This is a genomic window from Paenibacillus sp. p3-SID867 (assembly GCF_025142895.1).
Classification (GTDB): Bacteria; Bacillota; Bacilli; order Paenibacillales; family Paenibacillaceae; genus Paenibacillus_AQ.
On sequence record NZ_JAMBDM010000002.1, the window covers coordinates 530,162 to 543,827 of the forward strand.

Annotated in this window: 8 protein-coding genes; all 8 read right to left on the reverse strand. The window is 42.3% G+C overall.

Translation table 11 applies throughout. The features are described 5' to 3' along the window. Window positions 1-20: 20 nt before the first annotated feature. The gene (locus tag M4D81_RS05665) at window positions 21-1,310 is read right to left on the reverse strand and encodes a restriction endonuclease subunit S (RefSeq protein WP_260064949.1); all 1,290 of its coding nucleotides are present in this window, start codon (window positions 1,308-1,310) and stop codon (window positions 21-23) included. Continuing rightward, window positions 1,300-2,823, reverse strand: a complete 1,524-nt coding sequence (locus tag M4D81_RS05670; RefSeq protein WP_260064951.1) for a class I SAM-dependent DNA methyltransferase — start codon at window positions 2,821-2,823, stop codon at window positions 1,300-1,302. The genes M4D81_RS05665 and M4D81_RS05670 overlap by 11 nt, the downstream gene beginning before the upstream one ends. A gap of 28 nt (window positions 2,824-2,851) precedes the next feature. After that, on the reverse strand, window positions 2,852-4,441 hold the full coding sequence (locus M4D81_RS05675; RefSeq protein ID WP_260064953.1) for an N-6 DNA methylase: 1,590 nt from the start codon (window positions 4,439-4,441) through the stop codon (window positions 2,852-2,854). A 121-nt stretch (window positions 4,442-4,562) separates the two neighbouring features. Continuing rightward, the gene (locus tag M4D81_RS05680) at window positions 4,563-6,722 is read right to left on the reverse strand and encodes a Z1 domain-containing protein (protein WP_260064954.1); all 2,160 of its coding nucleotides are present in this window, start codon (window positions 6,720-6,722) and stop codon (window positions 4,563-4,565) included. Window positions 6,723-6,798: 76 nt separating this feature from the next. Beyond that, window positions 6,799-9,549, reverse strand: a complete 2,751-nt coding sequence (locus M4D81_RS05685) for a DEAD/DEAH box helicase (RefSeq protein WP_260064957.1) — start codon at window positions 9,547-9,549, stop codon at window positions 6,799-6,801. A gap of 15 nt (window positions 9,550-9,564) precedes the next feature. Next, window positions 9,565-10,800, reverse strand: a complete 1,236-nt coding sequence (locus M4D81_RS05690; RefSeq protein WP_260064959.1) for a hypothetical protein — start codon at window positions 10,798-10,800, stop codon at window positions 9,565-9,567. Beyond that, entirely contained in the window at window positions 10,790-11,524 is a 735-nt protein-coding gene (locus M4D81_RS05695; RefSeq protein ID WP_260064960.1) for an OmpA/MotB family protein, read from the reverse strand. The genes M4D81_RS05690 and M4D81_RS05695 overlap by 11 nt, the downstream gene beginning before the upstream one ends. 14 nt (window positions 11,525-11,538) lie before the next feature. Next, window positions 11,539-13,410: a hypothetical protein gene (locus tag M4D81_RS05700; RefSeq protein WP_260064962.1), complete on the reverse strand. Its 1,872-nt coding sequence runs from the start codon at window positions 13,408-13,410 to the stop codon at window positions 11,539-11,541. Window positions 13,411-13,666 lie beyond the last annotated feature (256 nt).

Below are 13,666 nucleotides of genomic sequence, written 5' to 3' on the forward strand. Positions count from 1 at the left end.
ATAAGTAATTTGTTTATAAGTTATTCATTGATAGAAGTAAGTTCCTGTTCGTCTATCGGAACGCGAATTTCTCCGGACATGAGTTTGGGGAGAAGGGTGTCGCGGATTTCAGTTAGAACTCGATTTTGCTTCTGAATTTCCCACATTTTTTTATGCATTGCTTCTATAACACTAGATAATTCCTTTAGAATCTGGTCATGTGGTATTGGTATTTTTAATGTCTGAATATCAGCTGGTTTAATAGAAGGATATGTTGTCGTACTTCCTTCTGCTATAGATTGTAGCTTTTGTGTTATGTCCTCTTGTGTTAACCATAGATATAATAGATCGCTAGGAAAATTTCTATTACTTGTTATTACAGCAAATCCCGTTGAAACAAGCATATTCTCCAAAGGTTCCCTAATCATGCCATAATGGTGTTGATTAGGTCTTACAGTTGAAATAACTATATCATTCGGATTGACTTTCCTCTTTGCCCTACTTGGAATTTTATCTAATTTGCAATCGAGCGGTTGAATGTTTGAGATCCTGTTTCTCGTGATGTTGCCAGTATCAAGATAATTGATATAGTTCCATTTTTCTTTTCCAGAGTAGCTCTCTAAATTTACATCACTCACTTCACCTATAGAGCCAACCCTCCATCCCTTCGGAATCAAACCCAACTCACATTCTTTAAACTCTCCCCCGCTAGACTTGTAAGGTTCACCATTCTCATTCGGAAATTCAAAGTCAATAAACCAGCGTTTAAAAAGAGCTTGGGCCATTTCTTCGAGGATTTTGTTGATGGAGTTGTTGAGTTCTATTTTGTCATCCAACGCTGACAAAATTGCTGCAATATTAGTTTGAATAGATATGGGTGGAATATCTAACTCAATATTTTGAAAATCACTCTTATTTAGTATCGGCATAGTTGAGCCACCGGCAATTTGATGAAAGAATGCCTTTAATGGTTTTAACTTATAATAAATATATTCCGGACTAATATTCATATTAAAGTTAGTAATGGTATTAATCTGTTGATTTGTTAATGATGGAAGATCTGAATCAACAAATACAACCTTTCCCATGTCTGATCCAATACAACTAACGCAAATTGATTTCCCAGTAAATGTTACACCTTTAAATTTTTCTATGACTTTTTGAGAAACTGTTCTTTCTGTTGTTCTAATATACTTATTTATTGACATATCTCTAGGAGTTATAAATAAGTACTTTCCTTTAAAAATGGCGGATTCCTTTGAAGAAGGTGTTTTTCCAGTTAAAACTTCTCCAATTTCAGAAATTTTCATTTTTTTCAGTTCAAAACTCAAACCCAATCCCCCCCAACAGCTTCCGAATTTCATCCTCCAATTGGCGGGATTTCGCGAACTGCGCAGCCAGTTCACTCGTCAGGCGCACCATTTTGTCCTCAAACGGTTCGCTGCCTTCTTCCGCATCTTCGATCCCCACATAACGTCCTGGGGTCAAAATATATTCATGCTCCTGTACCTCAGCAAGCTTTACAGCTTTGCAGAAGCCTTTAACATCCTCATATTGCCCAGCCTCTGTCTGCCCACGCCAAGCATGATACGTGTCGGCGATTTTTCGCATATCTTCCGCGCTTAATTCCTTATGGGTACGGTCCACCATGTGTCCCATCTTACGAGCATCGATGAACAAAATTTCACCGCGGCGGTCGCGCAGTCCACGTGGCGCTTTGTTCTTCGCCATAAACCAAAGACATACCGGAATCTGCGTCGAGTAGAACAGCTGTCCCGGCAACGTAACGATGCAATCGACTAAATCGGCATCTACAAGCTTGCTGCGGATTTCAAGCTCACTGGTTGTGCTGGTAGACATGGAACCGTTCGCCAAAACGAACCCAGCTACGCCGCTTGGTGCCAGCTTGGAAACGATATGCTGAATCCAGGCATAGTTGGCATTGCCACCCGGCGGAAATCCGTACTGCCATCTCGCGTCTTCCGTCAGTCGCTGGCCGCCCCAGTCACTAATATTAAATGGCGGATTCGCGAGAATATAATCGGCCTTTAAGTTTTTATGTAGATCGTTATGGAACGTGTCCGCATTATATTCACCGAGATTGCTGTCAATGCCGCGGATTGCTAGGTTCATTTTGCATAGACGCCATGTGGTTGGATTAGATTCCTGTCCATACACCGCGATGTCGCTTACTTTCCCCTGATGCTCTTCCACAAACTTCTCACTTTGTACAAACATGCCGCCAGAACCGCAGCAAGGGTCATAAATTCTTCCTTTATAAGGCTCAATCATTTCAACCAGTAAACGTACTACGCTGGCAGGCGTATAGAACTCGCCCCCGTTCTTACCCTCTGCACTGGCGAATTTGCTCAGGAAATATTCATACACCCGGCCAAGCACATCTTTGGAACGGCTCTCTTTGTCCCCTACCTTAAAGGAGAAGACATCAATAACTTCCCCAAGACGAGTCTTGTCCAAAGCCGGTCGGGCAAAATCCTTCGGCAGGACGCCTTTTAGCGAAGGGTTTTCCTTCTCGATCAGAATCATGGCGTTATCGATAATCTGGCCGATCTCCGGTTTCTTGGCATTCGCCTGAATGTGGCTCCAACGTGCTTCCTTCGGTACCCAGAAAATATTGGCCGCAATATATTCGTCGCGATCTTCAGCATCCGCATAAGGCTCTAGCTCGAGCTCCGCGTATTTTTCCTCGAACGCATCCGATACATATTTTAGGAATAACAGGCCAAGCGCTACGTGCTTGTATTCCGCGGAATCCATGCTGCCTCGCAGCTTGTCTGCCATTGTCCACAGCTTCTCTTCGAATCCAATGTTTGCTGTTGCCATGCTGCAATTTCCCCCTTATTTTGCTTCCTCAATATAATGTTGAATAAATCTGTTCTCGCTGCGCTTCCCAGCGCCGGGAAGCCGCTTGAACCGTTTCCGAATACAGCTGTTTCTCTTTCCTATATGCTTCGCTGATCGCTAGCTGCTTCTCTAACGGAAGAAGCGGAATCTCAATCTCACCGACGTCAGCCGGATTTAGGTTCATGACGGTTGTACTGCGCTGAAAACTCTGGATCAGAGCCATGCCTACCGGACTTTCCAGAAAAATCTTCGCATACAAGCTGTCCACCTGCTCTTTGAAGCGAATAACAATAATATTGGCAGAAGCAATAACCATCTGCGAATATTCCGGAAGTACAGCCAGCTTCGTTTGCGTGCCTCTGCACGTCATAACCAAATCTCCCGGAAGCACCTCATATCGTCTTACCTTGCGGTACTCTTCCTCAATCGTTTCCAATTGCTCGTGCTTAACTTCCCCATCCTCAAGATTGGAAATATTCAGGACCGCAATCGGGCCCGGACGTAGATCCTGTTTCAGTATCGATTTCCCCCTGAAAATATCCGCGACCGCTCTCAGCTTGATTTTGGGAATAGCGGCCTGCTGAAAAGCTGCAAACGTATCGCTGTTCTGCTCCAGCAGGAGTTCGATTCGCCAATCCTCCAGCTGCTGGAAAGCGGCGGTCTTTAGCTGAACCTCCTGCTCTTCCTCTAGAACCGTATCCTTTAACACATAACGCCCAATTCGAATGTTCTCCGGTTGCTGTCCGCTACAAAACGTCACAAGATACGTCTTTACAGAGGTATACGGTCTAAACAAACCTTCCGGCAGGATATAAACCGCTCCGACAGGAATCATTTCGTTTATTCGTTTGCGCCATTCCCCGATCGTGCCCGATTGGAACATCATCCGCGCCGGTAGAATTGCTGTAAGCCTGCCTCCCGATTTGAGTAATGGAGCCAAATGCTGAAGCGCAACTCCTTCCGCTTCACGAACCCCGGCCGCCTCATCATCAAGCTTTAACCCGAAATTGGGCACGGCCAGAATAGCATCATAGGAATCTGCCAGCGGCAACGGCTGATAGATTGACCCCTGCAGAATCAGAATTTGCTCGTTTCCAGCAAAATACGTCTTCAACAGCCGGCCGATAATATAATTTTCGGTCAGGAGGGTTAGCTTTACGTTTGGGGGCGGCGTATACCGTGCCAGCCCTTCCATGAATTTTTCAGCCTCAACGATCAGCCAACGCCGCTCTTCCAATCCATCAGATACTTCCTTAAAGGATTGAAAAACACTCGAATGCACCTGCAAGGAAGCAATTACTCGATCCTGCCGAATCGTTTGCAATCCGTATTCCGCCAGATTGAGTTCTTTCCCCGTATGATACAGTCTGTAGAACAACTCCCGATCCCCCGGAAAATGCCCCAGCTCGATTGTTCCGATCCTTTCCTGCATCCGTTCGAACAGCTTTGTCGGATTATTCTCAAGCTCTGTCCGTTCCAAGGCAGGTACTTGCTCTATGTATTGCTTCATCTTTATAACGCGAACCGCTTCCCGAAGCAGTTGATCACGCGATTTGATGTCATGATTTAGACATATGTTCCAAAAGTCTTCGATCAATGAATCACCTACTTTGTACCTACTGTGTATAGGTAAACTATACCACAATAATATTTAGTATTACAATACTAAAAAAGGGACATCGCATACTGCAATGTTCCTTTTTTTCTCTACTAGTCTATTAATCTGCAAACAAATGATTGGCAAAAACAACAGTTTGCATCTTTTGAGGTGCTACGAGCACTGGCCAGTAGAACGGTGTCCCGCTCCAACCTTCAGCAGCACCATTCTGTCTTAGCAGCACAATTGCGGGAATATATACTGCCAGCTCTTTCGCCAACCCTTTTTCTTGATAAGAATCAGGAGAGTTCTCAAGGCGTCCGTCTTTCTTTTCTCGGGAAATATCCCGATCCCGTCTTACGATCGTCCAAACCTTTCCTCTGAGTGTTTCGTCCTCAGACAATCCCGCTAAATACTCCAAGCTAGCAATAAAGGCTTTTTGATTCCAGGAATGTCCTTCTTCAAAAGTAGTTCCGACATGCTGAATGATATCAACCACATCGCTGATGTCCATCAAGAATGGTTCCGGCGTGTTAGTAGTCTCCGTACAATACTTATTAATGATGGCATCCATAGCGGCTACCGGCTTTTGGACATGCGTTTTAGCTCTGACTTTGAAGCCAACTGGAAGCAGACGAGCCTTCGGTCTCAACGTAGTTGTATCGGACAGCAAAATTTTATTAGGAGAACAAGGTACGATCTGGCTGCTGACATCCTTTTGAATGAATACAACACCGTTATCATGACTCCCCTTCTCAAAAGCTTCTCGTAAGGCCGAATCAAATTCGTGAATACGCTGCATAACGGAATATATGCTCGACGTAGTATAGAACCGAGTAACGGTCAGGTCTTCAATTGGTCTAGCCCCGTACATTCGGGAGTGCTGAAGTACCGTGTCCTGCTGAAAGGTTTTTGGACGTCTTCCATAGTAAAATCCAATCAAATTTCCGATTGTTATACCTCGGTCAAGTATTTGTCCTCCAATAAAAATATTCAGCGGCGTTCTAAGCTTCAATTGCCCGGAAGCATCCAGAAGTTCATTTACGTCCTTCTCGGAATTAACCTTTGTGATCATGATATGTTCTTCATCTAACACCTTCTTCGCTTCCGCTATGATCTGATGAAGACCCGGCATCATAAGAGGAGAACGCTCGATCGATTTTTCTAAGTTTGCGTAAGCTTCCTGAATTAAGCGCTGAAACAAATGGGAGTCATCTCGGGATTCCTCTGTCAATTTTTTTACAATGGCATCAATAATGCTCTCTTGCCATTCATGGGCGGCCTTGCCTTGTTCGGTATGAATGATAAAACTGTATTTTCTCAAGGCATTACTTTCTTCCCTGTCTTGCATCCTCCGTATACAGCCACCAACAATGAAGTTAACAATGGCATCCCGCAGCGACTTGATTTTATTGCTGAACAAACATTCCTCGATCTTAAATACTCGACGATCCTGTTTCTTTAATACAGCCAACTCGTCTTCGGGAACCTCTTCAAATAAATGATACGCGATCGTTCCTTCTTCTTCGCTTTTCTGAAAATAATATTCACCGCCAATGTATTTATCGTGGATAGGCACCAATTCTGTAAAGACCGGCTTAATCGGTTTAAATACTTCCGAATCCACGATAATATCTTCTGGCTGAAGGTAAAGGGAGTAAGGAGTAGCCGTTACTTGCAAGAAACTACATCCCTCAACGTTTTGTCTGAATTCATCAATTTTCCCTGCGATCTTCTTAATTTCCGGTTCTTCATCCTTCTTGCTCGTAAAACCAATGCTTGCAAAATCAGCTTCGTCATCAATGATTAGAATTTTCTTGTCTAAGAGATCAGGATATGTATCAAAGAAAGCCTGATGCAGTCGTTCCATATTGCGTATCTCTTTTTTGACCACAAATGCAAGTTTCTGATTGCGCTCATATCGGGTCAGTGAAGGAACTACCATGATGTCGAAGATCTGAATGTGATCATCTTCATTCAAATCCCTAAATTCAGACTTCAATCGTTCCAAGGTTTGTTGGGCAAGCGCTTTTGTACCTTTTGTCAATATGATGACGACATCGTAGCCATTATCGTAGGCCAAAGACATGACCCCGAGGAAAGTCCTAGTCTTACCGGATTGAATCTTTCCAAGCAGCATACCTGGACGATCTAACGTAGTTTTCGTATCTAGCAACTTCAGAACTGTTCTTTCCATACAACCAATCATTTCAGCGGAATAATGGTTTTTATCGTTTAAGTATGTAAAGAAGGTACCCTTTAGATCTAAAGTCTTAATCATCCTTAACACATCCTTTCTGAAATCGAGCTTATACTCTTCTTTTGACACCATCCTGCCAGCAAACAAACGTTCGAAGTTAAATTCCCTTTAATATCTCATCTTCGATATTTATCTTCCCACTTGAGACAATCACCGAAGAAGCCATTTCCTGCTTGTCTGTCAGCAGCTGATGAACAATCTCCTCAACCGTTCCCTTTTTCGTCAATCCTTTCGTATCTGCTACTATCGGATAATAGACGTATACTGGCTTCTCCTGCCCAATACGGTAGGCTCGATCTGTCGCTTGGTTCTCAACAGCAGGATTCCACCATCGTGTATAGTGAATGACATGATTGGCAGAAGTAATGGTTAGTCCCGTACCAGCGGCTTTAGGAGAAAGAATCATCACATCAAATCCTGAGGTACTATTAAACCTGTCTACTTGTTCCTGTCTCCGATCCGTCATTCCGTTGATAATCATTGGATTTATATCGAAACAATCACGAACCACTGAGCGAAGGATCTCCTGCATTTTGATGTACTCTGTAAAAATAAGAACCTTCTCACCTTTTTCTTGCACGTTTCGGATAATACTTATCGTTTCTTGCAGTTTGGGTACTTGGTCATATGGAAGGTTTATATATTGGTCGGCCACTAACCCAGGGTGTGAACTTAAGGCCTTTAATTTCTGTATGGCCTGCAATCCATCCATAGCCTTGTTACGAACTAAAGTAAGAGCCTCTGCATAAAGTTTAGATTGTTCTGGTCCCAATGGTACCTCAGCAATGATCGACTGCTTCGGAGGAAGCTGGTCGCCTAATTCCTCCGATTTTGTACGGCGTTTGTAAACCATGGATATACGAGCCAGCAGTTTCTTCTCATCTTCTGAATCACGCGATTCCCCATCTAACTTGTTCACAAACTCTTCTTTAAACTGACTAAGGCTTCCTAGTAACCCTGGCTGTACATAATCCATAATAGACCACAGTTCACTTAATCCGTTCTCTACCGGGGTTCCGGTCATGGCTAACCTGAACTTCGATTTCATAGCCCTGAGTACCTTAGAGGCCGCTGTCGAAGGATTCTTGATTGCCTGCGCTTCATCACAAATAACAGCCTGCCAATCCACTTGTCCAAATATCAACTGGTCCTTCGCTAACGTATGATAAGTGGTAACCGTGATACCAATCCGCTTCAAGTCTTCTGCATCCTTTAATCGCTGCGTACCACGGTGAAGGTATAGGGATTGCAGTAATGAAGGAGCAAATTTCCTTACTTCTTTCTCCCAGTTATCCATAAGCGTCTTTGGCACGACAACTAGCGTCGGCGTTAGGCATCCAATGTCCTGTAAATACGACAAGAAGGAAATAACTTGAATGGTTTTGCCAAGCCCCATATCATCCGCGAGCAGTCCCCCAAGCTTCCGATAATGCAACGATTTCATCCAGACATAACCGTCCGTTTGAAACGGTTTTAGGGTCGCTGTGAAGGAGGCAGGCGGCTGTTCGGTAAATATGCCTAGGTCCTGCATCTCCTGCTGAGCCTTCAATATAGGCTGATTGAATTCCAATTGGCTAATATTATCGTAAATCTCTAAGACATAAGGAAGTTTAGTGACATCTACAAGACTACCTTCACCTAACAACTCTCGCTTCACTGTTTCCGAACGACCTACAAATTGTTCAGCATCTTTAGGCAGCCTTAGCCAGTTACCGTTCCATTCAATGAACTCTTCACCATTCTCTTGTGCTTTCGTAATTAACGTCTGCATTTCGGATGCTTCCCAAGTTTGATGAACTTCTCCGTTCTCATCCTGAGCCGCAAATCCAAAATCCAGTTCGAACCAACCTCTCTCTTGTTCCGTTGCGTGAACGAAAGGCTGTGCTCGATATACTCGGATGCCAAGAGACTTCACGCGTTCCCCAAACCGTGATAAATCAAGTCCTTCTATTTCGGGAAGAAACGCCTCAGGATTTTCAATAAACTTTGGAATATCTGGACCTGTAACAGGGGGAAGCTGCTGAATGCGGTTTGCTTCTTCCACTATAGAAGATTTGACTAACACTTTCCGATTGTTATCATCAACTGCATAGCGAGTAGACAAAGCACTCATGTTGCTCAATAAATCTGGAGATATATCGTCAGAAGAGCCATAGTGTGGACTGAGTGTAATAGCCGTTTGATCATAATTCAACTCAATATCCAACTGATCTACAAACAGATACTCCTGATGCCGCAGATAATCGTCCATCGGATAATCATGGCGTATAGCAGTGTTTCGCACTTCAGCAACGTATGCAAAAATCCGTTCCTTATCCATGGCATTAGGAGCTTCATCTATAAGCTGCTGAAATCGGTACTGCTCTTCATCCATTAGCAGCACTTGTCGATCAGGGAGAACAATCCATGGTCCAATAAACTTCGCTGTTCGTTCTAAGTGCTCCCACGACTCAAAATTCTTTTCCAACACAAACTTGAAATGCGGAGTTCCTACGGCACTTTCATGACCAAGCCTCAAGTTGAGCTTGGTGGGTCGGGGCAGCCCCAATCGTTCCTGTAGCTCCTGCGGGATTTCTTGAAGCTTATCGGTCGTGAGGACAAAGCCTGATTCCTCAGGTTCCAAATAACCTTCGAACCATAAATCCTCCAAGGTTTCAAGCAATTCGGCATTATTCAACCGCCTGAGTTCGGATATCCGAAGGTTTAATGGAAACTGTAGGTACTGACCTTCTCGTATAATGCTATATAAAAGACCATGCGAGACAAACGTTTTTTCAATTTTAATATTTAGATCTGATGAAGAAGCATTCTTACGCCGTTTATTTATAAAACCAAATAATCCTGCCATGTACCTTACCCCTTATTAAAATACTCCGTCTAGGTAATACCTCATGTAATAGTCGAACTTATCCGCCCAATTCCTGCCGTGATGACCTAACTTATCAATATACAGAGGAATGCCTTTTCTTGTTCTTTCAGGTACTTTAAGCATTGCTTCTTTATTGGTCCGACTTCGACTGTTTTTAAAGGAATAGGAAGTACTGATCGGATGGATAATTTGGTCAAAACCTTCACGATGATAGAAGTATGCAGCCCCCATCTGACCATATTCGACAACAACAAACTTATCAAAATAAATAAAAGCGATCATCGGATCCTGAATTAATTCAACATCCTGCATATAGTCGATAAATCTCTTCCAATAGTTAAGGCGTTTATTGTCTTGGTCATCTTTAAAAATGATTTGGAGTTTCTTCTGGATTAACCAACGCTTGACTTCTTCAAGAGCCCCATCACTCAAAAATTCCCAATCGGTTATTCGTTCTCTAGGATCTCTTAGTCGATCTACTGCTTGCTGGATGAGATTAGCGTGAAATTGATTAAACTTCCGTGCTTCCAGATAAATTCTAATAAGAAGCTTATATTCATCCATCGGATATTTATCGAGCAACCTCATGATAAATTCAGTACCATCCCGTTTAATCAATTGATCTGTAGCCAAACCTTGTTCCAGTACATTTTTCATTAGAGTTGCTTCCAGCTTTGATTCTGCCTCCACCTTTAACTTGTCGAAGATATCTTTGGTTTTCATATCCATCGATAACACCATAGAAGTCAGTCCCTGCACCATACCACCTTTATGGTAAACAGCATGTTCCATCCGCTCCTGTAATCGGTCATCCAGTAACAGAAACCCAAAACGATCGACATGATAAACTCCGCGTAATAAATCTTGCAACAGAGCTTCTTCAAATTGATGCTGAAAGATAGTCCATGCCGTTTTACCTACCTCAATCGAATAACGTGAAGTAAGAATTCGATTAATTTTCAGTACGGTTTCCTGATTCTCATTGGGGAATGGATAGTCATCGTAAATAAGTAATAATACTTCCATTTTCTTTAGGCTTTGTGCCAATTCTTCAATTTTTTCGATTGGCGTAGAACGTATTAATTCGAGAAGCTTGGGCAGGAGCATCTTCCCTCGGCGTTTAATGATATCAACTGCCTTGTTCTTATATTTACGTTCAATTCGAATTCTTTCATCCGTTAACAGTTGAGGTTTAAATGAGAATAGATAAAAGTACTGATTAATTTCCATCTTTTTCACCTAACCCCTGTAGTTGATCCAACAGCTGATCATCCTTCAAACGGAACTTAAACTCTACTCTTCGGGATTTATTAGCGTCAATCTTCCCGTCAGCTTTCAAAATCGGTATACTGAACGATCTTCCATTTGCAGTAATGACGGATTTCAAATCGCCCCTATATTTGAAGTTTGGGAAGGTTGGTTGAAAGATTTGCTGCACTACCGAAAGAGCACGATCTTGGGATAATTGTAAATTGTACAGATACCCACCTGCCGTATCCGTATGACCTTCTACAATGATTTGAGAGATTTCATTTCTAAATCGATCTGAGAGAAGAATATTAATATACTGTGGAATAAACTCCTCTAGGTATTTCCTGCCAGTGGGAGATACTTCACTACTGTTCGATTCAAAAAAGACTCCTCCCGAAAAGCGGATCGCTCCTGTCTGTGGGTCTACCTCCATGGCTAGATCTGAATCCTTAAATGCCTTAATCAATTCCTGAATAATCTCTGATTTTACTCCAACTACTTCCTCTATCATTTGGTTTTTCTCGTTTATAGCCGCTTCTTTTTCCTCATATGCCGATTGTGTATTAAAGATGGTAATCATCAAGACCAAAGCAAAAATAACAAGCAAAGCGGACATTAAATCGGTATACGAGACCCAGAAACTTTCTTTCTCCGCCTCGTGAGATCGGGACCTATGCCTTTCATTTCGGAATCCTCTAGCCAAAAAATATCAACACCTTATTCTGAAGTTACCGGATTCAATATCCGTTTTGATTGGCGATTCATCTCATTTACTGCTTGTTTTAATGTCTGCATGGTATCAGGCAAATCGATTAACCCTTCCTGAATCGCATCAACTCCACTGGCTAGATGCTGTACCGATTTAGTTAATTCCTGATCAAATTGGGTGAAAGTATTTTGAAGCCCGCGGTGCATATCATCAGCAAATTGGTTCATTGAAGTTTCGAGATGCTTGTTCGTCTTTGCCATAGATTCGCTGGCAGATTCCCACACCAATCTTAATTGTTCGACTCTTACATCCATGTCAGTTAATTGTTCTGTCAATGTGGTTTGTACTCTGCTCGATATACCATCCATTTCTTTACGTTCTTGCTGAATATCTCTTATTAAGGATCTCAGATCATCTTGGATATGAATAAATTCAGAGTTGTTATGAGTAAATTTATCAAAGATCAACTCCAATTCTTGATTCGACCTTTGGCTCAAATCAGCCTGTTGTGACAACGTAACCGCCAACGTTTGCTGACTTTGTGTGATATTAGAGATTCGCTGCAAATTCTCTTCGAATCGCTGCTGGAGCGAAACCTGAAGTCCTGTCTGATTAACGATTGCCCCTACGTTTTCTTTAAGTGTACTCATGTGACTATCAAAGTACTCGTTAAATAGCTTGCGTTCTTCCATCATTTTATCCAGCAGCTCTGTAGTAATGCTTTGGAGTTCGCTGTTCTTCTCAGTTGTAGCATTTAACTCCGCAACCGTTTTCTCAAGAACCGACTGATAATCGGTGATCCTCTCGGTATAACTATGGATCTGTTCGGCCAAACCTGTAGTTTTATCCACCATTGCCGACTGGCTTGAGGCTGATTCTTGCATGGATTGAACAAGAGCTCCCATTTCTGCATGAACCTTCTGCTGCCATTCGATAGTTGAATTTAAGGCGTCTCCAAGGTTTTTCATATGGTCCCCAGTCAACTCGTTAAGTTGAGTTACAAACTGGTCGATCATTTGCTGCATTCCCTGGGCCTGATTTACGGTGGTCGTCTGCATTAGGTCAGACATCATTTGTTGTGTCTGTTCCATTTGTGGAGCAAGTGATTTCTGAATTGAATCTGCCACACCGTTGACCATATTAGGAATTAGTACTTCAGATAGGAAGGATTGAAAATCCTGCATTTGCTTTTCCTGGCGTTGGTCCATACTATACAAAAGAGTACTTTGATCTTGAGTAGGGAAAGCTTCATCCAGATTTTTTCGAATACCGGAAAAGGAACGCGAAAGCCCTGGATAATAGACTCCTTTATCTAGTAGTTGCCAAAATAAAGATAGTATTATCCCGACTATGGAGGAAGCAAACTTAACCTTCATTCCAGTGAGCAAAACGCCAATGCCATCTTGCATAACGTCTGTGCTTCCATTTACATGGAGCCCCGAAACGCCAAATGCAATACCGATAAAAGTGCCCACGATTCCCATGGATAAGAAAATGCCTGCTACAATTTCTGCATATTTACGCTTCCCAAAGTTATGTACTAACGATTCCTCAAAGAAAAAGTCGTAAATATCAGGCGTATAGGAGATCCCTTTCTGCTGGTAGAACATGTATTTTTGGTAATAGCTGTTCCATGCCGGAAGGAAGCTCTTCTTAATATAACGGTTTTCATTTTGTTCTACCCATTCGTTAAATAGATGGAATTTTTCAGATACATTCTGAATCTCTGCTAACTCAGTTAATTTTGCGTTAATGGATGCAGCAGCTTTTTTACTGTTAGAGTAGGGACGAAGGACAAAGAACCAGCTTACTGCGAAAATCAAAAACATTAGTCCTATATAACATGAATAAAACAGAGACGATGTAAAAAAGGCCGCCATAAAAAACCTCCAGAATATTTTCTCTAATAAATAAAAAAGCTCCGCCAAGAGCGAAGTGTAATATATAAATACTAATTTACGTAAGCATTTCCTCTATGCACTCATGTGACTATTTAATTTGTATAGATAACCAAGTATATCTGAATTACAATCCCCTTCCCTCTAATATAAAAAGAATCAAATCAATCACTCCCAATGTTTTCTTTCTGTTTCAATTATCGGTAATTCGTTGAGAATACGATAGTATATTTTGTAA